The 25,187-nt window shown below is 72.0% G+C and carries 18 protein-coding genes and 4 pseudogenes; 17 read left to right on the forward strand and 5 right to left on the reverse strand.

Features of this window, described 5'->3' with window-relative positions; all coding sequences use genetic code 11:
- Positions 1 to 37: 37 nt before the first annotated feature.
- From OO68_RS35090 to OO68_RS35125, 8 genes are all read left to right on the forward strand, one after another.
- Positions 38 to 1,753, forward strand: a complete 1,716-nt coding sequence (locus tag OO68_RS35090; RefSeq protein ID WP_078625638.1) for an FAD-dependent oxidoreductase — start codon at positions 38 to 40, stop codon at positions 1,751 to 1,753.
- A 280-nt stretch (positions 1,754 to 2,033) separates the two neighbouring features.
- Positions 2,034 to 3,191, forward strand: coding sequence for a SchA/CurD-like domain-containing protein (locus OO68_RS35095; protein ID WP_033313350.1), 1,158 nt, complete (start codon positions 2,034 to 2,036; stop codon positions 3,189 to 3,191).
- Between the two features lie 68 nt (positions 3,192 to 3,259).
- A complete protein-coding gene (locus OO68_RS35100; RefSeq protein WP_033313352.1) occupies positions 3,260 to 3,703 on the forward strand; it encodes a cupin domain-containing protein in 444 nt (147 codons plus the stop codon).
- Entirely contained in the window at positions 3,700 to 4,968 is a 1,269-nt protein-coding gene (locus tag OO68_RS35105; protein ID WP_033313353.1) for a beta-ketoacyl-[acyl-carrier-protein] synthase family protein, read from the forward strand. The genes OO68_RS35100 and OO68_RS35105 overlap by 4 nt, the downstream gene beginning before the upstream one ends.
- Positions 4,965 to 6,215: a ketosynthase chain-length factor gene (locus OO68_RS35110; protein WP_033313354.1), complete on the forward strand. Its 1,251-nt coding sequence runs from the start codon at positions 4,965 to 4,967 to the stop codon at positions 6,213 to 6,215. Before OO68_RS35105 ends, OO68_RS35110 begins: the two co-directional genes overlap by 4 nt.
- Before the next feature lie 31 nt (positions 6,216 to 6,246).
- Entirely contained in the window at positions 6,247 to 6,501 is a 255-nt protein-coding gene (locus OO68_RS35115; protein WP_033313356.1) for an acyl carrier protein, read from the forward strand.
- Position 6,502: 1 nt separating this feature from the next.
- Positions 6,503 to 6,982, forward strand: coding sequence for an SRPBCC family protein (locus OO68_RS35120; RefSeq protein WP_033313358.1), 480 nt, complete (start codon positions 6,503 to 6,505; stop codon positions 6,980 to 6,982).
- 20 nt (positions 6,983 to 7,002) lie between these two features.
- The gene (locus tag OO68_RS35125) at positions 7,003 to 7,335 is read left to right on the forward strand and encodes a TcmI family type II polyketide cyclase (protein WP_033313359.1); all 333 of its coding nucleotides are present in this window, start codon (positions 7,003 to 7,005) and stop codon (positions 7,333 to 7,335) included.
- A gap of 113 nt (positions 7,336 to 7,448) precedes the next feature.
- Here OO68_RS35125 and OO68_RS35130 read toward each other — a convergent pair whose 3' ends face one another.
- The 4 genes and pseudogenes from OO68_RS35130 to OO68_RS44690 all read right to left on the reverse strand — a co-directional run.
- Positions 7,449 to 8,477, reverse strand: a complete 1,029-nt coding sequence (locus OO68_RS35130) for a methyltransferase (protein WP_033313361.1) — start codon at positions 8,475 to 8,477, stop codon at positions 7,449 to 7,451.
- 40 nt (positions 8,478 to 8,517) lie between these two features.
- A complete protein-coding gene (locus OO68_RS35135) occupies positions 8,518 to 9,606 on the reverse strand; it encodes a right-handed parallel beta-helix repeat-containing protein (RefSeq protein WP_033313362.1) in 1,089 nt (362 codons plus the stop codon).
- Positions 9,607 to 9,694: 88 nt separating this feature from the next.
- Positions 9,695 to 9,802, reverse strand: a pseudogene (locus tag OO68_RS45800) (LuxR C-terminal-related transcriptional regulator); the annotation flags it as partial.
- Positions 9,795 to 9,947: pseudogene (locus OO68_RS44690) on the reverse strand (ATP-binding cassette domain-containing protein); the annotation flags it as partial. The pseudogenes OO68_RS44690 and OO68_RS45800, both read right to left, overlap by 8 nt.
- A 185-nt stretch (positions 9,948 to 10,132) precedes the next feature.
- Here OO68_RS44690 and OO68_RS35145 point away from each other — a divergent pair.
- The 7 genes and pseudogenes from OO68_RS35145 (at position 10,133) to OO68_RS35175 (ending at position 20,034) form a co-directional block, all read left to right on the forward strand.
- Positions 10,133 to 12,256 (forward strand): ABC transporter ATP-binding protein, encoded by a 2,124-nt coding sequence (locus OO68_RS35145; RefSeq protein ID WP_051814905.1) that lies wholly within the window; start codon positions 10,133 to 10,135, stop codon positions 12,254 to 12,256.
- Positions 12,253 to 14,127 carry an ABC transporter ATP-binding protein gene (locus OO68_RS35150; RefSeq protein WP_033313365.1) on the forward strand — a complete coding sequence of 625 codons (1,875 nt, stop codon included), beginning with the start codon at positions 12,253 to 12,255 and terminating at the stop codon, positions 14,125 to 14,127. The genes OO68_RS35145 and OO68_RS35150 overlap by 4 nt, the downstream gene beginning before the upstream one ends.
- Before the next feature lie 21 nt (positions 14,128 to 14,148).
- Positions 14,149 to 14,896, forward strand: a pseudogene (locus tag OO68_RS48770) (ABC transporter transmembrane domain-containing protein); the annotation flags it as partial.
- Positions 14,897 to 14,898: 2 nt separating this feature from the next.
- Positions 14,899 to 15,315 (forward strand): annotated as a pseudogene (locus tag OO68_RS48775) (ABC transporter ATP-binding protein); the annotation flags it as partial.
- Positions 15,316 to 15,485: 170 nt separating this feature from the next.
- On the forward strand, positions 15,486 to 17,546 hold the full coding sequence (locus OO68_RS35165) for a M4 family metallopeptidase (RefSeq protein ID WP_033313368.1): 2,061 nt from the start codon (positions 15,486 to 15,488) through the stop codon (positions 17,544 to 17,546).
- Between the two features lie 242 nt (positions 17,547 to 17,788).
- Positions 17,789 to 19,435 carry a M4 family metallopeptidase gene (locus OO68_RS35170; protein ID WP_033313369.1) on the forward strand — a complete coding sequence of 549 codons (1,647 nt, stop codon included), beginning with the start codon at positions 17,789 to 17,791 and terminating at the stop codon, positions 19,433 to 19,435.
- A gap of 68 nt (positions 19,436 to 19,503) precedes the next feature.
- Positions 19,504 to 20,034 (forward strand): DUF1990 domain-containing protein, encoded by a 531-nt coding sequence (locus tag OO68_RS35175; protein ID WP_033313371.1) that lies wholly within the window; start codon positions 19,504 to 19,506, stop codon positions 20,032 to 20,034.
- A gap of 50 nt (positions 20,035 to 20,084) precedes the next feature.
- On the opposite strand, the gene OO68_RS35180 is transcribed toward OO68_RS35175, so the two are convergent.
- The gene (locus OO68_RS35180; protein ID WP_033313373.1) at positions 20,085 to 22,703 is read right to left on the reverse strand and encodes a glycosyltransferase family 1 protein; all 2,619 of its coding nucleotides are present in this window, start codon (positions 22,701 to 22,703) and stop codon (positions 20,085 to 20,087) included.
- A gap of 276 nt (positions 22,704 to 22,979) precedes the next feature.
- On the opposite strand from OO68_RS35180, the gene OO68_RS35185 reads away from it, so the two are divergent.
- On the forward strand, positions 22,980 to 24,182 hold the full coding sequence (locus OO68_RS35185; protein WP_033313374.1) for a S8 family peptidase: 1,203 nt from the start codon (positions 22,980 to 22,982) through the stop codon (positions 24,180 to 24,182).
- Between the two features lie 215 nt (positions 24,183 to 24,397).
- Positions 24,398 to 25,187, forward strand: a 790-nt coding sequence (locus OO68_RS35190) for a maltotransferase domain-containing protein (protein WP_033313400.1), incomplete at its 3' end; no start/stop codon positions are given.

Consider the following 25,187-nt stretch of genomic DNA (forward strand, 5'->3'; position numbering starts at 1 on the left):
GTGAAGCCTGAGCCACTGTCACCTTCCCGGGGCATGCATGAGGATCTCCGCCGCATCCGGCCGGATCGGCGGTATCGATGCGCTGGAGGCGACAGTGACGAACCAACGAGGCGGACAGACGGGTCCGCACACCATCAGCGTCCCGGTCCTCATCGTCGGCGGCTCCCTGGTCGGCCTGTCGACCTCGCTGTTCCTGGGACGGCTGGGTGTGCCGCACGTGCTGGTGGAGCGCCACGCGGGCACCTCCATCCATCCGCGGGGCCGCGGCAACAACGTCCGCACGATGGAACTGTTCCGGGTGGCGGGCGTGGAGAAGGCGATCCAGGACGCGGCCGCCACTCTGGCGGTCAACAAGGGCATCCTCCAGACGCCCACGCTGACCGGTGACGCGGGCGAGTGGCTGTTCAGGGACATCGACCCCGGGGGCGGCCTGGCCCGTTTCAGCCCCAGCGCCTGGTGCCTGTGCAGTCAGAACGACCTCGAACCGGTCCTGCTCGACCACGCCCGCGGGCACGGCGGGGACCTGCGCTTCTCCACCGAACTGATGTCTTTCGAGACGGGCGCGACCGGTGTGACCGCCGTGGTCAAGAGCCGCGAGACGGGCGAACACACCACCATCCGCGCGGACTATCTCGTCGCCGCGGACGGCCCGCGCAGCCCCGTGCGTGAGCAGCTCGGCATCGGTCAGAGCGGGCCCGGCGACCTGTTCCACAACGTCAGCCTCACCTTCCGCTCCCGCCGCCTCGCCGATGTCGTGGGTGAGCGCCACTTCATCGTCTGCTACCTGACGAACCCGGAGGCCGACGGCGCCCTGCTGCCGGTGGACAACCGCGAGAACTGGGTCTTCCACGCCCCCTGGCACCCCGAACACGGCCAGACCCTGGAGGAATTCACGGACGAGTGGTGCGTCGAGCACATCCGCCGGGCGGTCGGGGTCGCCGACCTCGATGTGGAGATCACCGGCAGGGCGCCGTGGCACGCCGCGCAGCGGGTCGCCCGCAGCTACCGGTCCGGACGGGTGTTCCTGGCCGGTGACTCGGCTCACGAGATGTCCCCCACCGGGGCCTTCGGTTCCAACACCGGCATCCAGGACGCGCACAACCTCGCCTGGAAGCTGGCCGCGGTGCTCGACGGCTGGGCCGGCGAGCGCCTGCTGGACACCTACGACGCCGAGCGCCGTCCCGTGGCCGAGGCCACCAGCGCGCGGGCCGCGGCCCGGTCGGCCGAGCACAGCCACCCCGGATTCGCCGCGCCGGCCGGAGCGGGCGGCGGTCCCCAGCGCGGCATCCTCAACGTGGCCCTCGGCTACCGCTACCCGCAGGGCGCCGTCGTCGGCGCCGATCCCGCGGCCCCCGTGGTGCCCGAGAGTCTCGACCTGACCGGCGCCCCCGGCAGCAGGGCCCCGCACCTGTGGGTGCGTCACGGGGACGAACGCAAGTCGACGCTCGACCTCTACGAGCGGTCCCTGGTGCTGCTCAGCGACGCCGCCGAGCCGAACGGCTGGCACGAGGCCGCGCTCCGCCTCACCGACGAGCTCGCCGTCCCGCTCAGGTCGTACCGGGTGGGCACCGGACCTCGGGCCGACCTGGTGCCTGAGGACGCCGTCGACTGGGCGGAGCGCCACGGCACGGGGCCCGGGGGCGCCGTGCTCGTCCGGCCCGACGGGTTCGTCGCATGGCGGTCGCCGGGTCCGGACCCGGATGCCGAGGAGGCGCTGCGCCTGGTCCTGAGGACCGGCCTGGCCGTCGGCTGAGTCCCCGCCGGCCCGGAACCGGCGAGTGCCCCGACGGGTGGTGAGGGGCGGGCTGCCGGCCCCTCATCACCCGGACGGGGGACCGCGGCCGGCAGGCCGCTGACCACGCGGACGGCCCGGTGGTCCTGACCTGTCACGTCCGGCGGCCACCCGCCCCGTCACTCGCGGACGCCGTCCGAGTCGCGCGATGTGCGGGGACGGCCACAGGATCGAGGAACGCCGACGTCGCATCCCCGCGACCGGCGTTCACGTTCCCCGCCGCGAAGGAGATGTGCGCAGGATGACCACCACGTCCGAACGGGGGGCAGGTTCGCGGGCGCGACAGGCCTCGCACCATGTCTCCCAGACCGTGTTCGACGGTTCCCGGCTCCGCGTCGTCCTCCTGGTCGACGTCCACGACGGAGCCCAGCAGGAGTTCCTCGAAGCCTACGAACAGTTGTGCAACCAGGTCGCGTCCGTCCCCGGGCACGTCAGCGACCAGCTGTGCCAGTCGATCGAGAACCCCTCCCAGTGGCTCATCACCAGTGAGTGGGAGAGCGCCCCGCCGTTCCTCGCCTGGGTCAACAGCGAAGAGCACGTGCGGATGGTGGAGCCGCTGCACAGCTGCGTGCGGGACACGCGGTCGTTGCGCTTCCACGTCGTCCGCGAGACCGGCGGACCGGCGAAGGGCGCCGACCAGGCGGGGCGCCGCCTCCAGGCGGCCCCCCGGATCGGCGACGGCGTGATCCGGCACGCGCTCACGTTCACCGTGAAGCCGGGCAGCGAGGAGATCGTCGCCAAGATCCTCGCCGACTACGACTCGCCCGAGCCGAAGGTCGACGACACCACCCGGCTCTGCCGCACGTCTCTGTTCATGCACGGCAACCGGGTGGTGCGGGCCGTCGAGGTGCGGGGCGACCTGCTGGCCGCGCTGCGCCACGTCGCCCGGCAGCCCGAAGTGCGGGCCGTCGAGGAAGCGATCAATCCCCACCTCGAGCAGGACCGGGACCTGGGCGACCCCGAATCCGCCCGGGTCTTCTTCACCCGGGCCGCGCTGCCGGCCGTCCACCACGTGACGGCGGGGCGGCAGGAGCCGCTGGGCGAGCGGTACGCCCTGTACTACCCGGCACGGCCGGAACGCGGCATGCAGCTCGCCGAACTCCTGGCCCATCGCGACGAGGCGGCCGCGGACGCCCCGCGCAGCCCGGTCCTGCGCAGCACGATCTTCCAGCGCGACGACGTCGTCGTACGGCTGATCGACGTGCACGGCGCGATCGAGGAGGCCGACCCCGGCCACATCCTCGGCCTGTCCGACTCGGCGCAGGTGACCGAGCTGACGACGCTCCTGGACGACGCCGCGGGCATGGACGTCGCCCCGTCGAAGGACGGCAGCCTCGCCCGCCTCCTCGAACTGGCGCGCATGGATCTCGTCACCGACCGCCGGTCGTCCGACACCTGATTCACCAGCCGGCGGGAGAGGCGAAACCGCCTCTCCCGCGCTGGTGCAGCACCTCAACGGAGGAACGCGTGATCACATCTCGTCCCAACATCGTGAGCCTGAGCGACGTCGAGCCCAACCGCCGCCGAGGCGGTGACCTGCGCGCCATGCTCACCCCGGCCGCGGTGGGCGCCACCAGTGGATTCATGGGCGTGGCGCTCATCGAGCCCGGTGACCGCATCGGTGAGCACTACCACCCGTACTCCGAGGAGTTCGTGTACGTGGTGTGCGGGCAGCTCGAGGTGGACCTGGACGGCGAGCCGCACCCGCTCCGGCCCGAGCAGGGGCTGCTGATCCCCGTCAACGTGCGCCACCGCTTCCGCAACGTCGGCAAGGAGGAGGCCCGGCTGGTCTTCCACCTCGGCCCCCTGGCGCCGAGTCCGCCGCTGGGCCACGTCGACACCGAGGAGACCGACGCCGAGTCCGCGGTGGTGGGAGCGGAGGCGGCCGCACGACGTCAGGTCCACTCATGAGCAGGCGAGTGGCGGTCACCGGCATAGGTATCGTCGCTCCCGGAGGCATAGGCGTACCGGCGTTCTGGAACCTCCTGGCGGCCGGGCGCACCGCGACACGGGCCATCACGTTCTTCGACCCGTCCGGTCTGCGTTCGCGGATCGCCGCCGAGTGCGACTTCGACCCCGCTGCCCACGGCCTGGACCCGCGGGACGTGGAACGGAGCGACCGTTACATCCAGTTCGCCATGGTCGCGGGTGACGAAGCGATACGGGACGCCGGTCTCGACCTCGCCGCCGAGGACCCCTGGCGGGTCGGCGTCTCGCTCGGCACCGCTGTCGGCGGCACCACCCGGCTGGAGCACGACTACGTCCTGGTCAGCCACGGCGGGCAGCGCTGGGACGTGGACCACCGGGAAGCGGGCCCCGACCTGCACCGGGCGTTCACGCCCGGCGCGCTCGCCTCGACGGTGGCGGAGCGGTTCGGGGCGCGCGGCCCGGTGCAGACCGTGTCCACGGGCTGCACCTCCGGGCTCGACGCGGTCGGCTACGCCTTCCACACCGTGGAGGAGGGCCGGGCCGACATCTGCATCGCCGGCGCCTCGGACTCGCCGATCTCCCCGATCACCATGGCCTGCTTCGACGCGATCAAGGCCACCTCCCCGAACAACGACGACCCGGCCCACGCCTCGCGTCCCTTCGACGCCGACCGCGACGGATTCGTCATGGGCGAGGGCGGCGCCGTACTCGTCCTGGAGGAGCTCGAACACGCCAGGGCCCGCGGCGCGCGCGTGTACTGCGAACTCGGCGGTTACGCCACCTTCGGCAACGCCTACCACATGACCGGTCTCACCAGCGAGGGCGTGGAGATGGCCCGTGCCATCGACGACGCCCTTGACCACGCGCGGCTCGACCCCACCGCGATCGACTACGTCAACGCGCACGGCTCGGGCACCAAGCAGAACGACCGCCACGAGACCGCCGCGGTCAAACGGGTCCTCGGACCGCACGCCTACGAAACCCCCATGAGTTCCATCAAGTCGATGGTGGGCCACTCCCTGGGCGCCATCGGTGCGATCGAACTCGTCGCCTGTGTGCTGGCCCTGACGCACCAGGTGGTACCGCCGACCGCGAACTACGAGACCCCCGACCCCGAGTGCGACCTGGACTACGTCCCGCGCGAGGCCCGCGAGCGCAAGCTCGACAGCGTGCTCTCGGTGGGCAGCGGATTCGGCGGCTTCCAGTCCGCGGTGGTCATGAACCGGCCGAGGGAGACGTCACGATGAGCGAACCTCGTCCCCGCGCGGCCGTCACCGGCATCGGTGTGGTCGCGCCCAACGGATCCAGTACCGAGACCTTCTGGAAGTCCACCAGGGAGGGCATCAGCGTCCTGGACCGCGTCACGCGGGAGGGCTGTGAGCAGCTGCCACTGAGGGTGGCGGGCCAGGTGCGCGACTTCGACCCGGCGGCGGCGATCGAGGAGCGCTTCCTGGTCCAGACGGACCGGTTCACGCACTTCGCGATGGCCGCGGCCGACCTCGCCCTGGACGACGCCCGCCTCCCCCGGTCCGAGACCGACGAGGCGCCGTTCTCCGTGGGCGTGGTCACCGCGGCCGGTTCCGGCGGCGGCGAGTTCGGTCAGCGCGAGCTCCAGCAGCTGTGGGGCAAGGGCAGTCGCTTCGTCGGCCCGTACCAGTCCATCGCCTGGTTCTATGCCGCCAGCACCGGCCAGATCTCCATCCGCCGCGGCTTCAAGGGCCCCTGCTCGGTCGTCGCCGCAGACGAGGCCGGCGGTCTGGACGCCCTCGCCCACGCGGCACGAGCCGTGCGGCGCGGCACGGACGTGATCGTGGCCGGGGCGACGGAGGCGCCGATCGCGCCCTACTCGGTGGTCTGCCAACTCGGCTATCCGGAACTCAGCACGGTCGACGACCCGACCCGTGCCTATCGCCCGTTCACGTCCGCGGCCTGCGGGTTCGTGCCCGCTGAGGGCGGCGCCATGGTCGTGGTGGAGGCGGAGAGCACGGCCCGGGAGCGGGGCGCGCCCGTGCGGGCCCACCTGGCCGGACACGCGGCGACCTTCACGGGGGCCTCCCGCTGGGAGGAGTCCCGGGAAGGACTCGCCCAGGCCGTCCGGGGCGCTCTGGCGGAGGCCGGCTGCGCCCCCGAGGAGATCGACGTGGTGTTCGCCGACGCGCTCGGCGTACCGGAGGCGGACCGGGCCGAGGCCCTGGCCATCGCCGACGCTCTGGGGGCCCACGGCACCCGGGTGCCCGTCACCGCGCCGAAGACCGGGATCGGCCGGGGCTACTGCGCGGCGCCGCTGATGGACGCCGCGGCGGCGGTGCTCTCGATGGAGCACGGTCTGATCCCGCCCACTCCCAACGTCTTCGACATCTGCCACGACCTCGACCTCGTGACGGGCCGGGCCCGTACCGCCGAGGTACGCACGGCGCTGGTACTGAGCCGCGGACTCATGGGGTCGAACTCGGCGCTGGTGCTGCGGCACGGCGCCACCGACGCCTCGTCGTGAGGCGCCGTGGAACGGAAAGGAAGGGAATGGCATGACTGACCGCATCACTGTGGAAGAGCTGTCCGAACTCATGAAGAAGTGCACCGGTGTCACCGTCGCCCCGGAGGAACTGCGACGCGACGACACGGCCTTCGAGAGCCTCGGCGTCGACTCGCTGGGCCTGCTGGGCATCGTGGGCGAGCTGGAGAACCGGTACGGCACTCCGATGCCGACGGACGCCGAACGCTCCAAGACGCCCCGGCAGTTCCTCGACCTCGTCAACGGTGCCCTCCTGGCAGGAGCGTGACATGGCCGGACACACGCAGAACGAGATCACCATCGCTGCGCCGGTGGACGTGGTCTGGGAGGTGACCAACGACCTGGAGAACTGGCCGCAGCTGTTCAGCGAGTACGCCTCCGTCGAGATCCTCTCCCGGGAAGGCCACAAGACGACCTTCCGGCTGACGATGCACCCCGATGAGAACGGCACCGTGTGGAGCTGGGTCTCCGAGCGCGAGCCGGACCGCGAGACGCTCACCGTCAAGGCCCGGCGGGTGGAGACGGGCCCCTTCGCCCACATGGACATCCACTGGCGGTACGAGGAGGTCCCGGCCGGCACGCGGATGGTGTGGACGCAGGACTTCGCGATGAAGCCGGACGCGCCGGTCGACGACGCGTGGATGACGGACAACATCAACCGGAACTCCAAGGTGCAGATGGCCCTGATCCGCGACCGCGTCGAGAAGATCGCCGCGGAGCGCGGTGCGAGTGCCGGTCTGACCGACTGAGCCGGACGGAGAACAGCCCCATGCACCAAGCCCTGATCGTCGCCCGCATGGCCCCCGGGTCGGCGCCCGACATCGCCAAGGTGTTCGAGAAGTCCGACCGGGGGGAGCTGCCGCACCTCGTCGGTGTGACCCGGCGCAGCCTCTTCCAGTTCGGCGATGTGTACCTGCACCTGATCGAGGCCGAGCGCGAGCCCGGGCCGGCCATCGCCGAGATCACCGGCCATCCCGAGTTCCGGGACGTCAGCGAGCGCCTGTCCGCGTACGTCAGCGCGTACGACCCCGCGACCTGGCGTTCCCCGAAGGACGCCATGGCGCAGCGCTTCTACCTCTGGGAGCGCGACCCGGCCGGCTGACCGCCGCCGGCACTCGACGGCCGCCGGGTCCGCAGCATCGCGGACCCGGCGGCCGTTCGTCCGTCCGCACCGGGGAGTGCCGGGATCGCCGGCTCCCCCGGGACGCGGTCGGATCAGCCGGGGATGTGGCAGTCGAACGCGTGCAGATAGGGATTGACCGGGCTGATGTCGTCGATGACCAGGCCGGCCTCGGTGAGCCGGTCCACCATGCTCTGCCGGGTGTGCTTCGCCCCGCCGACGTTGAGGAGCAGCAGCAGGTCCATGGCGGTGCTGAACCGCATCGACGGCGAGTCGTCGACGAGGTTCTCGATGACCACCACGCGCGTCCCGGGGCCGCCGGCCTCGCGGACGTTGCGCAACGTGCGCATGGTGCTCTCGTCGTCCCACTCCAGGATGTTCTTGATGACGTAGACGTCGGCTTTCACCGGGACGGCCGTCCGGACGTCGCCGGGCACGACGTGCGCGCGGTCCGCGAGGTCGCCGCCCGTGCGCAGTCTCGGGACGGCGTTCTCCACCACCCGGGGAAGGTCGAGCAGCGTCCCGCGCAGGTCCGGGTACTTGTCCAGCAGACTCGCCACGACGTGCCCCTGGCCGCCGCCGATGTCGGCCACCGAGGTGCATCCCGTGAGGTCCAGGAACGCGGCGACGTCCTGCGCCGACTGCACGCTGGAGGTGGTCATGGCGCGGTTGAAGACGTCGGCGGACTCCGGGGCGTCCTCGTTGAGGTAGGGGAAGAACTCCTTGCCGTACAGGTCCTCCACCACGTTCCGGCCGGTGCGCACCGCCTCGTCCAGCTTCGGCCAGACGTCCCAGGTCCAGGGTTCGGTGCACCACAGCGTGATGGCGCGCAGGCTGTGGGGGTCGTCCTCGCGCAGCAGCCGGGAGACGTCGGTGTGCGCGAACGTCCCGTCCGGGCGTTCCGCGAAGACGCCGTGGCACGACAGGGCTCGCAGGAGCCGCCGCAGTGGCCCGGGTTCGGTCTTCACCGCGGCCGCGATGTCCTCCGCGGCCAGGGGCTCGTCACCGAGGGCGTCGGCGACGCCCAGACGGGCGGCCGCGCGCAGGGCGGCGGCGCATGCCGCCCCGAAGGCGAGTTCCCGCAGCCGCATGGACGGCGGAGGCGCGGGCTGGGTGGTCGTCATGTGCCGCCTTCCTACTTCGATCACGTCAACGGTGGGGGGGTCAGCACAGGCCGGCGGGCTGGGACAGCCGGCAGGTGTTGCCCTGGAACGTGTTGCCCTGACCCGGGTCCGTGTTGACCAGGTCCGCCGGAGCGTTGCCCTGCAGCAGGTTGCCGCTGACGCGGTTGCGCTCGCTGGGCATGCCGACGAAGCTCTTGAACACGACGATGCCGCCCGACAGCGGGGACGTGCCGACGTTGTCCCTGATCACGTTGTGGGTGACCAGGTTGTCGTCGGTGCCCGTCAGGACGATGCCGGATCCCTGCAGGGCGTCCAGCCGGGCGGTCTTCGGGCAGGACTTGTTGTTGCGTTCGATGCGGTTCCCGCGCACGGTCACCAGGCCGGCCTTCGGCTTGTTCTCGTCGCCGACGACGAACAGCCCCGCGCAGTTGCCCGTGAGGTGGTTGGCCGAGACGGTGAGGTTGCGCAGCCGGCGGACGGTGACGCCGATCCGGTTGCCCTGCAGCCGGTTGTGCTCGACCACCGTCCCGCCGGTGTCCATGGCCCCGAGCTCTTCCGTGACGCTGTTGGCGAGGAACAGGCCCGCGTCGCCGTTGTCCCGGGCGGTGTTGCCGCGGAGCGTCCCGCGGGCCGACTGCTCCGTGGCGATGCCCCACACCCCGTTGTCGACGGCGTCGACGTTCTGCACGGTCAGCCCGTCGGCCTCACGGGCATGGATGCCGGACTTGCTGAAGCCCCTCACCGTCAGGGAGGCGATGGTGACGCCGTCGACGTTGTGGTCCCGTTTGCCTTCGACGCAGATGCCGTTGCCGGCCGCGGCGCAGGCGTGGGCGGATCTCCGGGCGTCCGGTGCGGTCGCGGCGCCGGCCCCCGCCTGCGGCCGGAGCACCGTGCCGCGGCCCATGCCGTGCAGGGTGATTCCGGGCGTGCTGACGCTGACGCTCCCGCGGTGGGTGCCGTGGGCGAGCAGAACGGTGTCGCCCGGACGGGCGGAGTCGACCGCCTTCTGGATCGACTCCCCCGGTCTCACCAGATGGATCGTGTGAGGGGCGGTCGGCGCGGCGGCGCCGAGGCCCGTCCCGAGGAGCGCCGCGGCGCATGCCAGGGGCGCGATATGACATTTATTCATATCGCGCAGATTAGGGGTGAAAGGTCGCGAATCGGCGGCATGGGCCATCCGGCGGCGTGGCACCCGGGGCCTGGTGTGGCGACGTGCCCTAGCCGAGGATCCCCCGGTCGTAGGCCACCGCCACGGCCGCCGCGCGGTCCTTGGCGCCGAACTTGGCGTAGAGGTGGGTGAGGTGGGTCTTCACGGTCGCATTCGACGGTGGTGGTCTTCCCGGCGCCGTTCGGGCCGAGGATCCCGAAGATCTCTCCTTCCTCGGCGTTGAAGGAGACACCGTCGACGGCGGGACGCCCGGCGTAGCTCTTGCGCAGGTCGGTGACTTCGATGACGGGTGCGGTCGGCATACGGAGAGGGTCCCGGCGGGGCGGGGTCCGCCGCATCGGCCGTCGCGCTCGAACGGACATCGGCCGATCGGTTGATGCAGCCCTACGACCCGTCGAACACGCCCAGGTCGCAGGACCGGCGACCGGTCCGGGTCCGGCGGAAACTCGGTGGGCAGTGTCAGTGGCGATCCGTAGGCTCGCTGCTGATGGCCACGACACCAGCCCCCGCCCAGGACCGTTCCGCCGTGCGTACCCTGCTGCGCCTGTGGCCGTACGTTCGGCCCGTGCGGGCGCGGCTGTTCGGTGCCGCGCTGGTCGCGATAGTCGCCTCCTGCGTGGGCCTGGTGATCCCGCTCGCCCTGAAGTGGATGGTCGACGGGCCGATCGCCGACCGGGACCCGGCGGGCGTGTGGCTCGGCGCGTTGTTCCTGCTGCTGCTCGGCTTCACGGAGGCCCTGCTGTTCGGGCTGCGGCGCTGGCTGGTGGCCCGGCCGCTCTCGCACGTCGAGGCGTCGATGCGGGCGGCTCTGTACCGGCACCTCCAGCGGCTGCCGGTGGCCTTCCACGACCGGTGGGCCTCGGGGCAGTTGCTGTCGCGGGGGACGACGGACCTGATGCTGCTGCGCATGTTCCTGGCGTTCCCGCTGACGTTCCTCCTGGTCAACGGGGTGACGATCCTCGTCGGCGTGATCATCATGCTGCTCCAGGACTGGACGCTGGGGCTGGTCATCCTCGGGCCCGCCGTCCCCGTCATGGCCACGTGCGTGATCTTCGAGCGGCGCTACGCGCAGCTGGCCCGGCGCGCCCAGGACCAGGTCGGCGACCTGACGACGGTCGTCGAGGAGAGTGTGCTCGGCATCCGCATCATCAAGGGCTTCGGCCGCCACCGGAGCCAGGAGCGGGCGTTCCGGGACCTGTCGAAGACGCTGCGCGGCACGGAACTGCGCAAGGCGCGGCTGCTGGCGACGATCTGGGGCGTCATCGTGACGCTGCCGGAGGTTGCGATCGGGGCGGCGCTGGTGGTCGGGGTCGTCCAGGTGGCCGACGGCGTTCTGTCGGCCGGGACGCTGGTGGCGTTCCTGTCGACGGCTCTGGCGCTGCGGTGGCCGGTGGAGTCGATCGGTTTCCTGCTGGCGATGAGCCAGGAGGCGGCGACGGCGACCGAGCGGTACTTCGAGGTGATGGACACGGAGGAGGAGGGGGCGACGGGCGCCCAGGACCCAGGCTCGGGCTCCGCCCCGGGCTCCGGCTCCGATTGCGGCCTGGGCACAGCCCACGGCTCCGGCTCCGGCTCCGCCCCGGGCCCCGCCCCCGGCTCCGGTTCCGGCTCCGGTCCCGGCTCCGCCCAGGGCTCAGGCTCGGGCTCCGCCACGGGTTCCGCCCCGGGCTCCGGCTCCGGTTGCGGCCTGGGCACCGCCCACGGCTCCGGCTCCGGCTCCGCCCAGGGCTCAGGCTCGGGCTCCGCCTCCGGTTCCGGCCTGGGCTCTGGCTCCGCCCCGGGCCCCGGCTCCGTTCCCGGCCCCGGCACCCGCTCCGACTCGCCCTCCGGCACCGGTCCCCGCCTCGGCTCGGCGCCCGCCCAGGAGAAGGGACTCCGTTTCCACGACGCTCGCTTCCGCTACCCCGACGCGCCGCCTGACAGCCCGCCCGTCCTTCAGCACATCGACCTGCACATCCGTCCGGGCGAGTCCATGGCGCTGGTCGGTGCCACCGGCAGCGGGAAGACCACCCTCACCGCGCTCATCCCCCGCCTGTACGAGCTGACCTCGGGCCGTATCACCCTCGACGGCGTCGACATCACCGGCCTGTCCAGGGAGGCGCTGCGCGCCAAGGTCGCCGTGGCCTTCGAGGAGCCCACGCTGTTCTCCGCCTCGGTGGGCGACAACGTTCTCATGGGGGCGAAGGACACCGCCGGCCACGCCGACCTGGAGCGCGCGCTCGCCGTCGCCCAGGCGGGCTTCGTGCACTCCCTGCCCCAGGGGACGGACACCCCGGTGGGCGAGCAGGGCCTCAGCCTGTCCGGCGGTCAGCGCCAGCGCCTCGCGCTCGCCCGGGCCGTCGTCGCGCAACCGGATTTCCTGGTCCTGGACGACCCGCTGTCGGCCCTGGACGTGCACACCGAGGCCGCCGTGGAGGCCGCCCTGCGGCAGGTCCTCGCGGACACCACCGCCCTGATCGTGGCGCACCGCCCCTCCACCGTGCTGCTCGCCGACCGCGTCGCGCTGCTGTCCGGCGGCCGGATCGCCGCGGTCGGCACCCACCACGAACTGCTGCGCACGAACGCCGAGTACGCGCATCTGATGTCAGGGGAAGAGGAGGGCGCACGATGACGGCGGCCACCGGCGCACCGGCCGGCAACAAGCCCGACGACCGGCCCGGCCGACAACCCGGCGACCGGCCCGCCGCCACCGGCGACCCCTTCGACCGGGACGTCCTGCCCACTCCGCCGGGCGCCACCGGAGCCCTGCTGCGCTCCCTGCTCGCCCCCCTGAAGGCCCGGGTCGCGGTCACCACGCTCCTGCTGCTGCTCCAGCAGGCGGTCGTCCAGGCGGGCCCGCTGCTCGTGGCGTACGCCATCGACCGTGCCGTACCTGCGTTCCGGGCCCAGGACCACGGGCCGCTGATCGCGGTGGGCGCCGGCTATCTGGGGTGCGCGCTGGCCGCGGGCGGGCTGCAGTTCGCGTTCGTCGCCGCCGCGGCCCGGGTCAGCCAGGACGTGCTGCTCGACCTGCGCGGCCGGATCTTCAGCCACGCGCAGGCACTGAGCGTCGACTTCCACGAGCGCTACACCTCGGGCCGGCTCATCTCCCGCTCCACGGCCGACGTAGAGTCGCTGCGCGAGCTGCTGGACGAGGGTCTCCAGGAGCTCGTGACGGTCATCCTCTCCTTCGTCTACATCTCGGCGATGCTGCTCTGGCTCGACCTGGGTCTCGGGGGCGTGGCAGTGGCGTCCCTGGTGCCGCTGTACGCGCTCGTGCGGTGGTACCGGCGGCGGGCGGCCCGGGTGTACCGGGCGCGGTCGACGGCCATCGCGGCCGTCATCGTCAAGTTCGTCGAGACGATGAACGGCATCCGGCCGGTGCGCGCCTTCCGCCGCGAGGCCGCCAACGACGCCGACTTCGGCGAGCTCAACCGGCGGCACGAACGGGTCAACGGCGACGCACTGCTGGAGATGGCCCGCTACGTCACCGGCTCCCGGCTGGTCGCCAACACGGCGGTCGCCTCGATCGTGCTGTGGGGGGCCTACCGGGTCGCGGACGGCACACTGGCCCTCGGCGTGCTGGCGGCCGCGGTCCTGTACCTGCGGCGGCTGTACGACCCCATCGACCGGCTCGGGATGTTCCTGAACTCCTACCAGTCGGCGGCGGCCTCGCTGGAGAAGATCGCCGGCCTGCTCGCCCAGACCCCGTCGGTCCCCGAGCCGGCCACTCCCCGCCGGCTCCCGCCGCTCGAAGGCGAGCACCCCGGCCGCGAGGTGGTGTTCGACGGCGTCCGCTTCGGCTACCGCACCGGCGGCGAGGTGCTGCCCGCGTTCGACCTCACCCTCCCGGCCGGGCAGACGGTCGCGGTCGTGGGCTCCACGGGCGCCGGAAAGTCGACTCTGGCCAAGCTGCTTGCCCGGTTCTACGACCCCTCCGGCGGCCGGGTGCTGCTGGACGGCGTCGACCTGCGCGACCTCGCCGTGCCCGAACTGCGGCGCGGGGTGGTCATGGTGACGCAGGAGGCGTTCCTGTTCTCCGGCACGGTCGCCGACAACATCGCGATCGGCCGCCCGGACGCCACCCGTGAGGAGATCGAGCAGGCCGCCAAGGAGATCGGCGCGCACGACTTCATCAGCGGCCTGCCCGACGGCTACGACACCGACGTACGCAAGCGGGGCGGCCGCATCTCCGCCGGGCAGCGGCAACTGGTGGCGTTCGCCCGGGCGTTGCTGGCCGACCCGGCGGTGCTGATCCTCGACGAGGCGACCAGCTCGCTGGACGTCCCCGGCGAGCGTGCGGTGCAGCGGGCCATGGCGACAGTGCTGAAGGGCCGTACGGCGGTGGTCATCGCGCACCGGCTGTCGACCGTCGAGATCGCGGACCGGGTGCTGGTGATGGAGCACGGCCGGATCGTCGAGGACGGCGAACCGTCCGAACTCATCGCGGGCACGGGCAGATTCGCGGAACTGCACCGGGCCTGGCGGGACAGTCTGGCGTAACGGCGGCGGGAGGGCGGGCGGATGATCGACGGGTACGAGGACCCCGGCACGCCCGACCGCCGTGGCGGCGCCCGCTTCCTGTGGTGGCTGGTCACCCGGCAGCCCGGCCGGTGCGCCGCCGGGGCGATGTTCGGCAGCGTGTGGATGGTGCTGCTGGCGGCGACGCCGTACCTGATGTCCCGGGCGATCGACGAGGGCCCCGGCGACATGGGCGCCGTGGCCGCCTGGAGCGGGGCGCTGCTCGCGGTGGGCGTGTTCAACGCCTGGCTCGGCACCGTGCGGCACCGCACATGACCCGCGTCCGGCTGGACGCCAACTTCCGCACGGTGAAGGTCGTCGTCGGGCAGGCGGTGCGGCTCGGTGCGTCGCTGTCGCGGCAGATGGGTGCCGGGGAGGTCGTCACGATCGGCGTGGGTGACGTGCAGACGATCAGCCAGTCCCTGACGGTCGTCGGTCCCGGCGTCGGGGCGGTCGTCGCCTACCTGGTGATCGCGGTCATGCTCGTGTCGATCTCCCCGGCCATCGCCGTGGTGGTGCTGCTCGGCATCCCGGTCATCGTGCTGCTCGTCGGCCCGCTGCTCGGCCGGCTGCAGGGCTCCGAGACCGAGTACCGCGAGCGGCAAGGCGTCCTGACCGCACGGATCGGCGACCTGGCGGGCGGCCTGCGGGTCCTCGGCGGACTGGGCGGGAAGGGCCTGGTGGCGGACGCCTTCCGCCGTGACTCACAGCGCTGCGCGAGCAGGGCTACCGCGTGGGCGCGGTGACCAGCTGCTGGCCGTGGTCGGCGCCGACGCGTGGGTGCGGGTGCTTCCGCGGGGGCTGGACACCCCGCTGGGCGAGGGCGGTTGCCGTGCCGACGGCCCGCAGGCCCAGCAACTCGCCCTGGCACGGGTGGTGCTGGGCGATCCGCACACCCTGATCCTGGACGAGGCGACCGCGCTGCTCGACCCGACGACCGCCCGGCACACCGAACGCGCCCTGGCCGCCGTTCTCCGGGGACGTACCGTCATCGCCGTCGCCCACCGGCTGCACACGGCGCACGACGCCGACCGGGTGGCCGTGATGGAGGACGGGCTGCTGACCGAACTGGGCACGCACGACGAGCTGGTGGCGGCCGGCGGAGCCTACGCGGCACTGTGGCACTCCTGGCACGGCGACCTGCCCGACGGCGGCAAAGCGTCCGTATAGCGAACATGAACTTCCGGACAACGAACCGTTTCCGGCCATAGTTTTGACGCGGTCCTGACAGCAAGCGCACTCCCCTGCGACGCTTCCCACGACTGCTCCACAGGAACCCCACAGCAACACCTCCACCTCCCCAGGCCGGGCGACCCCCGGTCCCGCAGAAGGAGTCAGTGTTGAGAAGCAGTTCCTCGCGAAGAGGCACCTCCCACAGACGCACTCCCCACACCCCCCGCCGCACCGCGGCCGTGGCCCTCGCCGGCGTCGCCGCGCTGATCGCCGCCGCCGTCCAGGGCGGCACCGCCGTCGCAGCCCCGGAGAAGGCACCGTCGGCCGCGAGTAAGGCGAAGCCGGGATCCGAGTCGGTCAGGCTCACCCCCGCCCAGCGCGCCGCGCTGATCCGCGAGGCCGACGCCGCCAAGGCGGAGACCGCGAAGGACCTGGGCCTCGGCGCCAAGGAGAAGCTGGTCGTCCGCGACGTCCTCAAGGACCGCGACGGCACCGTGCACACGCGCTACGAGCGCACCTATGACGGCCTGCCGGTCCTCGGCGGCGACCTGGTCGTCGAGAGCACGAAGGCGGACGCCACCGCGGCCGTCGTGAAGGCCACCCGCGCCGCCATCAAGCCGGCGACGACGAAGACCGCGGTGTCCGTCGCGAAGGCCCGGCAGCAGGCCCTGAAGGCCGGCGAGGCCGACGAGGCCAAGGACGCCGGCATCAACCGCGCGCCCCGCAAGGTGATCTGGGCCGCGAACGGCAAGCCGGCCGTGGCCTACGAGACGGTCGTCGGCGGCTTCCAGCACGACGGCACCCCGCAGGAACTGCACGTCGTCACCGACGCCACCACCGGCGAGAATTTGTTCGAGTGGGAGGCGATCGAGACCGGCACCGGCAACACGGTGTACTCCGGCACGGTCGACCTCACCACCACCCAGTCCGGGTCGACGTACAACCTCACCGACGGCGCCCGCGGCAACCACAAGACGTACAACCTCAACCGCGGCACCTCCGGCACCGGCACCCTGTTCTCCGGCCCGGACGACGTCTGGGGCAACGGCACCCCCTCCAACCTGGAGTCCGCGGGCGCCGACGCGCACTACGGCGCCGCTCTGACCTGGGACTACTACAAGAACGTGCACGGACGCTCGGGCATCAAGGGCGACGGCGTCGGGGCCTACTCCCGGGTCCACTACGGCAACAACTACGTCAACGCCTTCTGGTCGGACAGCTGCTTCTGCATGACCTACGGCGACGGCTCGGGCAACGCGAACCCGCTGACGTCGATCGACGTGGCCGCGCACGAGATGACCCACGGGCTCACCTCGAACACCGCCGGCCTCAACTACAGCGGCGAGTCCGGCGGCCTGAACGAGGCGACCTCGGACATCTTCGGCTCGACGGTCGAGTTCTACGCGAACAACTCATCCGACGTCGGTGACTACCTCATCGGCGAGGAGATCAACATCAACGGCGACGGCACGCCGCTGCGCTACATGGACAAGCCGAGCAAGGACGGCGCGTCCAAGGACAGCTGGTACTCGGGCATCGGCTCGATCGACGTGCACTACTCGTCCGGCCCGGCGAACCACTTCTTCTACCTGCTGAGCGAGGGCAGCGGCACCAAGACCATCAACGGTGTCACGTACAACTCGTCCACCTCGGACGGCCTTCCGGTCACCGGCATCGGCCGGGACAAGGCGGAGAAGATCTGGTTCCGCGCGCTCACCACGAAGTTCACCTCGACCACCAACTACGCGGGCGCCCGCACCGGCACCCTCGCGGCCACCGGTGAGCTGTACGGCACCGACAGCGCCGAGTACAAGGCGGTCCAGCACGCTTGGGCGGGCATCAACGTCGGCACCCGGCCCGGCGACGGGGGCGGCGGCGGCACGTCCTTCGAGAACACCGCCGACGTGGCGATCCCGGACCGGGGCGCGGCGGTCACCTCCTCGGTCACCGTCTCCGGCCGGACCGGCAACGCGCCGTCCAACCTCCAGGTCGCGGTGGACATCGTCCACACGTACATCGGTGACCTCAAGGTGGATCTGCTCGCCCCCGACGGCACGGCGTACACGCTGAAGGGCTACGGCACCGGCGGAAGCGCGGACAACCTGAACACCACCTACACGGTGAACGCCTCCTCCGAGGTGGCCAACGGCGTCTGGAAGCTGCGGGTCCAGGACAACGCGGCCGTCGACACCGGCTACATCAACAGCTGGAAGCTGACGTTCCCGTAGACCGCAGGCGCTGTAGGCCCTTAGGCCCGTGCGGCACACGCCCGTAGGCCTCCCAAGTCAGGGCGTCGCCCCGGTGGGTTCGAATCCCCCGGGGCGGCGTCCGTTTCACGTTCCCTCGCGTCCATCCCGCCATCGAATTCCGGCCAACATCACACCCACTCCTGACATGTACGCGTCCCAAGTGCCACTCTTCCCCCACGCCGCACAGCACCCCAGCACTTCCCCCACACCTAGGAGCTCGTGTGACCTCCCCTCTCTACGCGCGTCACAAGCGCGCCACGCTGGCCATCGCCACCGCTGTCGCCGCCGGCGCCCTGCTCACCACCGGCCTGACCCCCGGCAGCAGCGTCGCCGCCGACTCCGCGAGCAAGCCGGCGCTCGCCGCCGCCCCCGTCCTGCTCTCCGCGCCCGCCCGCACCGCGCTCATCCAGGAGCAGCAGGCGGACGCCACGCGGACCGCGGACGAGATAGGCCTCGGCGCCCAGGAGGAACTCGTCGTCAAGGACGTCGTGAAGGACGCCGACGGCACGGTCCACACCCGCTACGAGCGCACCTACGCCGGTCTGCCGGTCCTCGGCGGCGACCTCGTCGTGCACGAGTCGAAGTCCGGCAAGGCCCAGGGCGTCACCAGAGCCACGAAGGCCACGCTCAAGGTCGCCACGCTCAAGCCGGCCGTCACCGCCGCCAAGGCGGAGAAGCAGGCCGTGACCCTCGCCAAGGCGGCCGGCTCGGAGAAGACCGAGGCGAACTCCGCGCCCCGCAAGGTGATCTGGGCGGCCGACGGCAAGCCCGTCCTCGCCTACGAGACGGTCGTCGGCGGCCTCCAGGAGGACGGCACCCCGAACGAACTCCACGTCGTCACCGACGCCGCCAGCGGCAAGAAGCTGTACGAGTACCAGGCCATCGAGACCGGCACCGGCACCACCACGTACAGCGGCAAGGTCGACCTCACCACCACCAAGTCCGGGTCGACGTACAACCTGACCGACGGCACGCGCGGCGGCCACAAGACGTACAACCTCAACCGCGGCACCTCCGGCACCGGCACGCTCTTCTCCGGCCCGGACGACGTCTGGGGCACCGGCAGCCCGTCCAACGCGGAGACGGCCGCCGCCGACGCCCACTACGGCGCCCAGGTCACCTGGGACTTCTACAAGAGCACTTTCGGCCGCAGCGGCATCCGCAACGACGGCAAGGCCGCCTACTCGCGCGTCCACTACGGCAACAACTACGTCAACGCCTTCTGGTCGGACAGCTGCTTCTGCATGACCTACGGCGACGGCTCGGGCAACACCCACCCGCTCACCTCGCTCGACGTGGCCGCGCACGAGATGAGCCACGGTCTGACGTCGGCCACGGCGGGCCTCAACTACAGCGGCGAGTCGGGCGGGCTGAACGAGGCCACCTCCGACATCTTCGGCGCGGGCGCCGAGTTCTTCGCCAACAACTCCTCCGACGTCGGTGACTACCTCATCGGCGAGGAGATCGACATCAACGGCGACGGCAGCCCGCTGCGCCACATGGACAAGCCCAGCAAGGACGGCTCCTCCAAGGACAGCTGGTCCTCAAGCCTCGGCGGCCTCGACGTCCACTACTCCTCGGGCCCCGCCAACCACTTCTTCTACCTGCTGTCCGAGGGCAGCGGGAAGAAGACGATCAACGGCGTGGCGTACGACTCGCCGACGTCCAACGGCTCCACGGTCACCGGCATCGGCCGGACCAAGGCGCTGCAGATCTGGTACAAGGCGCTGACGACGTACATGACGTCGACGACCAAGTACGCCGCCGCCCGCACGGCGACGCTGAACGCTGCCTCGGCCCTGTACGGCGCGAGCAGCACCGAGTACAAGGCGGTCGCGTCCGCCTGGTCCGCCGTGAACGTCGGCTGACCGAAGCGCGACCACGGGCGGTACCCGGCCCCGGAGCGGGTCCGGGTACCGCCTTACTCTTGGGGACCGTGTCTTCTACGGATTCGCAGGACTTCACCTACGCCGATGTCGGCGCCACCCGCGACCAGGGCTTCTGCCCGCCGGGCTTCCACCCCATGAACGTGCGCACCCGCCTCGGCGAGGGCGAGGAGATCTTCCGCCGGGCCTCGGAGGCCGTCCTGACCTGGGAGATGCACCGGGCCATGGGCGTGGGCATCGACGCGACCGCGGACCGCGCCGCCCCCGGCGTGGACGTCACCGTCACCCTCGCCGGCATGATCAAGGCCCCCTGCCGGGTGGTCTGGACGGTCGAGGAGCCCCGCCGGGCGGGCTGGGCCTACGGCACGCTGCCCGGCCACCCGGAGACCGGCGAGGAGTCCTTCGTGGTCGACCGCACGGGCGACGGCACGGTGTGGCTGACGGTGAACGCCTTCAGCCGGGCCGCCAAGTGGTACGCAAAGGCGGGCGGCCCGGCGACCAGAGGCTTCCAGCACGCGTACGCACGCAGGTGCGGCACCGTTCTACGTAACTTGGCAACGCAGGGCGGTGCGGACGCCTAGGGGACGCGGGGAACTGTGCGCCAAGCCCCCACGCTCCCGCAGACGGCGAACTACCGCATCAACAGCCCCGCAGCCGCCACCAGCTCCTCGCTGGGCCCCGCCACCAGCCCCAACTCCGCGCTGGACGCCATCAGCCGATGCGCGGGAAGGATCCGCACCGTGTACCCAAAAGGCCCGGTGCGATCCAGCGACAAGGGCCCTTCGTAAACCCAGCACCCCTCCTGATCGGCGGAGCCCACCGGCTTCAGGGGCACGACCGTCGCGTCACCGATCCGGTCCTCCTCGTCCACCCGCCCCGAGACGACCTGGACATCCACGTCGTCCGGCCCGAGATCGCCGAGGGCGACCCGCACGCGCAGCCCCAGCGTCGTACCGAGCTCGGCCAGCGCATCGGACGCCGACGTCTCCACGTGGTCGACCGTGACGCCCGGCCAGGCCGCCCGCACCCGCTCCTTCCACTCCGCGAGGTCCCGCGCCGCGTCCGGCCCCATGGACCGGTGCGAGAGGGCCGCGGGCGCATAGAGCCGCTCCACGTACTCCCGGACCATCCGCCCGGCCAGCACCTTCGGCCCGAGCAGGCTCAGCGTGTGCCGGACCATCTCGATCCACCGGTCGGGCAGCCCGCTCTGCCCGCGCTCGTAGAAGCGGGGCGTCACCCGCTGCTCCAGCAGGTCGTACAGCGCCGCGGCCTCTATGTCGTCGCGGTGGTCCGGGTCGGTCCCTGCACCGTCGGCCGTGGGGATGGCCCAGCCGAAGTCGGGCTGGAACCACTCGTCCCACCAGCCGTCGAGGACGGACAGATTGAGACAGCCGTTCAGCGCCGCCTTCATGCCGGACGTGCCACAGGCCTCCAGCGGCCTGAGCGGGTTGTTCAGCCAGATGTCGCAGCCGGGGTACAGCTTCTGCGCCATCGCCATGCCGTAGTCCGGCAGGAACACGATCCGGTGCCGCACCCGGGGATCGTCCGCGAACCGCACCAGCTCCTGCACCAGCCGCTTCCCGCCGTCGTCGGCCGGGTGCGCCTTGCCGGCGACGACGATCTGGACCGGCCGCTCGGGGTGCAGCAGCAGGTCCATCAGCCGGTCCCGGTCCCGCAGCATCAGCGTCAGGCGCTTGTACGACGGAACGCGCCGGGCGAAGCCGATCGTGAGGACGTCGGGGTCGAGGACGCCGTCGATCCAGCCGAGCTCGGCCGTGTGCGCGCCGCGCTGCCGCCAGGAGGCCCGCAGCCGCTCGCGCACCTCGGTCACGAGCTGCTCGCGCAGCACCCGCCGGAGGTCGAAGATGTCCTGGTCGGGGATGTCGGCCACCGCGTCCCAGCGGTCCGAGCCGCCGACGGTCAGCGCGTCCTCGGCGCGCCGGTCGCCGATCTGCCGGGCGCCGAGCCGGAACACCTCGGGGGCGACCCAGGTGGGCGCGTGCACGCCGTTGGTCACGGAGGTGATCGGCACCTCGTCGGCGTCGAAGCCGGGCCACAGGCCGGCGAACATCTCGCGGCTGACGTTGCCGTGCAGCAGGGACACGCCGTTGGCGCGCTGGGCCAGGCGCAGGCCCATCACGGCCATGTTGAAGAGGTTGGGCTCGCCGCCGGGGTAGCTCTCCATGCCGAGCCGCAGGACGCGGTCGACGTCGATGCGGGGCAGCTCGGCGTCGGGGCCGAAGTGGCGGGCGACCAGTTCGCGGTCGAAGCGGTCGATGCCGGCCGGGACGGGGGTGTGGGTGGTGAAGACGGTCCCGGCGCGGACCGACTCCAGCGCGGAGTCGAAGTCCAGCCCCTCGGCGCAGAGTTCGGCGATCCGCTCCAGGCCGAGGAACCCGGCGTGTCCCTCGTTGGTGTGGAACACCTCCGGTGCGGGGTGGCCGGTCAGCCGGCAGTACGTCCGTACCGCCCGGACACCTCCTATGCCGAGGAGCATCTCCTGGAGCAGCCGGTGCTCGCTGCCGCCGCCGTAGAGCCGGTCGGTCACACCGCGCTCGCCGAGGTCGTTCTCCTCGACGTCGGAGTCCAGCATCAGCAGCGGGACGCGCCCGACCTGCGCGAGCCAGATCCGGGCGTGCAGCTGCCTGCCGCCGGGCAGGGCGAGGGAAACCTGGGCGGGGGTGCCGTCGGCCTCCTCCAGCTGGACGACGGGCAGCTCGTTGGGGTCGAGGACCGGGTAGTGCTCCTGCTGCCAGCCGTCCCGGGACAGGGTCTGGCGGAAGTAGCCGTGCCGGTAGAGCAGGCCGACACCGATCAGCGGGACGCCGAGGTCGCTGGCCGCCTTGAGGTGGTCGCCGGCCAGGATGCCGAGGCCGCCGGAGTACTGGGGCAGGGCGGCCGTGATGCCGAACTCGGGTGAGAAGTAGGCGATCGCGGCGGGCAGTTCCTCGGGCTGGGTCTGATACCAGCGGTCGCCGGTCGTGTAGTCGTGCAGATCGCCCGCGACCGCGGCCAGGCGGCTCAGGAACGGGCCGTCCCCGGCCAGCTCCGCGAGCCGCGCGGGCGGCACGCTGCCGAGCAGCCGGACGGGGTCGCCGCCCGAGGCGGCCCACCGCTCGGGGTCGACCGACCGGAACAGGTCACGGGTCTCCGCGTGCCACGACCAGCGCAGGTTGCGGGCCAGATCACCGATGGGCCGGAGGGGGTCGGGGAGAACGGGTCGGACGGTGAATCGACGGATCGCCTTCACGGGTTCCACCTCGGCGCGTTCGCTGGATTTCGCAGGGCTTCGACGACGTCTCCTACGACAGTACCGGCGTCGGTGCCTCCGCCGCTGAGGCTCCGCCACCCGCCGCCCGATCGGCCTGAACAGCACCATCCGCGGATATGGCCGATTCCGCACCCATAGGCGTCCTTGTGGTGCTTCACCCGTCACGAGAGGCTGCCTCTGGCGTACCGGCCCGCGCCCGCCGTTCGCGGCGCCGCGCGGCGGCCGTACGCCGAGTCGAGGAGGGGAACTCGGACCATGGCTCGGACGCGCGAGCGGCGTCTGCGCCGGACGGGGGGCCTGGCGGCGGCGGTCTGCGTCGCGGCGTTTTCGGCCACCACCCTGCCCGCGCACGCCGCACCGGAGGGGCGGATACTCGGCGCCGGATCACCCGGCTCCGTGCACGGAAGTTACCTGGTGACGCTGAGGGAGGGCACGGCTGCCGGGTCGGCGGCCGGAAAGGAGCTCGCCGGACGGTACGGGGTGGAGATCAGCCACATCTACGGCACGGTCCTGAACGGCTACGCGGTCCGCGCGGACGAGAGACAGGCCGGGCGGCTGGCCGCCGACCCCCGGGTCGCCTCGGTCGTCCAGGACACCCGCGTGCGGCTCGACGGCACCCAGACGAACCCCCCGTCCTGGGGGCTGGACCGTCTCGACCAGCCGAAGCCGCCGCTGGACCGGAGCTACACCTGGCCCGGGAAGGCGGGCGCCGGGGTGACGGTCTACGTGATCGACACCGGCGTGCGGACCACCCACCGGGACTTCGCCGGCCGGGCGGGCCACGGCTGGGACTTCGTCGGGGGCGACCCGGTCGCCGCGGACGGCAACGGCCACGGCACGCACGTCGCCGGCACCGTCGCGGGGACGGTCCACGGCGTCGCCAAGAAGGCCCGGATCGTCTCCGTGCGCGTCCTCGACGCCGCGGGCGGGGGCACCACGGCCCGGGTGATCGCCGGGATCGACTGGGTGACCCGGCACGCCAAGAAGCCCGCGGTCGCCAACCTGAGCCTGGGCGGACCGCGCAACGACCGGCTGGACGCCGCCGTCCGCGCCTCCATCGCCTCGGGCGTCACCTACACGGTCGCCGCGGGCAACGACGGCAGGCCGGCCGGCCTGTACTCCCCGGGGAGCGTGGAGCAGGCCGTCACGGTCGGGGCGACCGACCGCAGGGATAGGAAATCGGCCTTCTCCAACCACGGTCGGGCCCTCGATCTGTTCGCCCCGGGCGCCGGTATCACCTCCGCGTCCGCCGCGAGCGACACCGCGCGGGCGACCTACTCGGGTACCTCGATGGCGTCCCCGCACGCCGCGGGCGCGGCCGCGCTCTATCTGGCCGATCATCGGCAAGCGACTCCGGCCCAGGTCGGGAGGGCTCTGACGGCCGGAGCGGCGACCGGGAAGGTCTCCGGCCGGGGCGCCGGTTCGCCGGACAAGTTACTGCGGGTGCCGCGCGAGTAGGGCGAAGGAGCAGCCACGCCAGGGGGCCGGCCTCGTCCGTCGCGGACGAGGCCGGTCTTGTGTGTCGACATACGCGTGAGTAGTTAACAAAGTGCCGGATTGCCCACCCGAATAGGGTGGGAAGGCTCCTGCGGGTACCCCTCTCAGGAGCACCACGCAGGACCCACCTCCCCACAGACCTCCGCCCACCCACGTTGACGCGGACAGGAGCGGTCATGCCCGCCAAGCACCATTCGCCAGCACCCCCCAACCGCCGCACCACCGGGGCGCGCGCGCCCGGCGGCGAAGCACGCCCCGCGCGCCCGGCCGCGGCCGGTCCGCCGTCCTCGCCGCCACCACCTGGCGACGCGACCGCCGTCGGGCGCATACCCGTACTCGATGTCCGTCCGGTGGTCCAGCAGGGACGCCGGCCGGCCAAGGCCGTCACCGGCGAGACCTTCGAGATCTCGGCGACCGTGTTCCGGGAGGGGCACGACGCCGTCGCGGCCAACGTCGTCCTGAAGGACCCCGAGGGCCGGCCCGGCCCGTGGACGCCGATGCGCGAGCTCGCCCCGGGGACGGACCGCTGGGGCGCCACGGTCACCGCCGGGGAACCCGGCCTGTGGACGTTCACCGTCGAGGCTTGGGGGGACCCGGTCGGTACCTGGCGTCACCACGCCGAGATCAAGATCCCGGCCGGCATGGACACGGACGTCGTGCTGGAGGAGGGCGCGCGTCTGTACGAGCGGGCGGTCGCCGGTGTGCCCGAGGAGGAGGGACTGCGCGACGTGATCCTCACCGCCGTCGATGCCCTGCGGGACGAGGACCGCCCCGTGGCGGCCCGTCTGGCGGCGGCGCTGACGCCGGAGGTGGACGAGGTCCTGGCGCGGTATCCGCTGCGGGATCTGGTGACCAGCAGTGAGCCGCTGCCGCTGCTGGTGGAGCGGGAGCGGGCGCTGTACGGCTCGTGGTACGAGTTCTTCCCGCGTTCGGAGGGCACGCGCGAGCAGCCGCACGGCACGTTCG

Origin of the sequence: Streptomyces iakyrus, from assembly GCF_000717055.1 — a bacterium.
Classification (GTDB): Bacteria; Actinomycetota; Actinomycetes; order Streptomycetales; family Streptomycetaceae; genus Streptomyces; species Streptomyces iakyrus.

Excerpts from the sequence above, each read along its gene's own strand:
- OO68_RS35185 (WP_033313374.1), top strand. The coding sequence starts at position 22,980 with ATGGCTCGGACGCGCGAGCGGCGTCTGCGCCGGACGGGGGGCCTGGCG.
- OO68_RS35090 (WP_078625638.1), top strand. The coding sequence starts at position 38 with ATGAGGATCTCCGCCGCATCCGGCCGGATCGGCGGTATCGATGCGCTG.
- OO68_RS35110 (WP_033313354.1), top strand. The coding sequence starts at position 4,965 with ATGAGCGAACCTCGTCCCCGCGCGGCCGTCACCGGCATCGGTGTGGTC.
- OO68_RS35125 (WP_033313359.1), top strand. The coding sequence starts at position 7,003 with ATGCACCAAGCCCTGATCGTCGCCCGCATGGCCCCCGGGTCGGCGCCC.
- OO68_RS35105 (WP_033313353.1), top strand. The coding sequence starts at position 3,700 with ATGAGCAGGCGAGTGGCGGTCACCGGCATAGGTATCGTCGCTCCCGGA.
- OO68_RS35145 (WP_051814905.1), top strand. The coding sequence starts at position 10,133 with ATGGCCACGACACCAGCCCCCGCCCAGGACCGTTCCGCCGTGCGTACC.
- OO68_RS35135 (WP_033313362.1), bottom strand. The coding sequence starts at position 9,606 with ATGAATAAATGTCATATCGCGCCCCTGGCATGCGCCGCGGCGCTCCTC.
- OO68_RS35150 (WP_033313365.1), top strand. The coding sequence starts at position 12,253 with ATGACGGCGGCCACCGGCGCACCGGCCGGCAACAAGCCCGACGACCGG.
- OO68_RS35115 (WP_033313356.1), top strand. The coding sequence starts at position 6,247 with ATGACTGACCGCATCACTGTGGAAGAGCTGTCCGAACTCATGAAGAAG.
- OO68_RS35095 (WP_033313350.1), top strand. The coding sequence starts at position 2,034 with ATGACCACCACGTCCGAACGGGGGGCAGGTTCGCGGGCGCGACAGGCC.
- OO68_RS35120 (WP_033313358.1), top strand. The coding sequence starts at position 6,503 with ATGGCCGGACACACGCAGAACGAGATCACCATCGCTGCGCCGGTGGAC.
- OO68_RS35130 (WP_033313361.1), bottom strand. The coding sequence starts at position 8,477 with ATGACGACCACCCAGCCCGCGCCTCCGCCGTCCATGCGGCTGCGGGAA.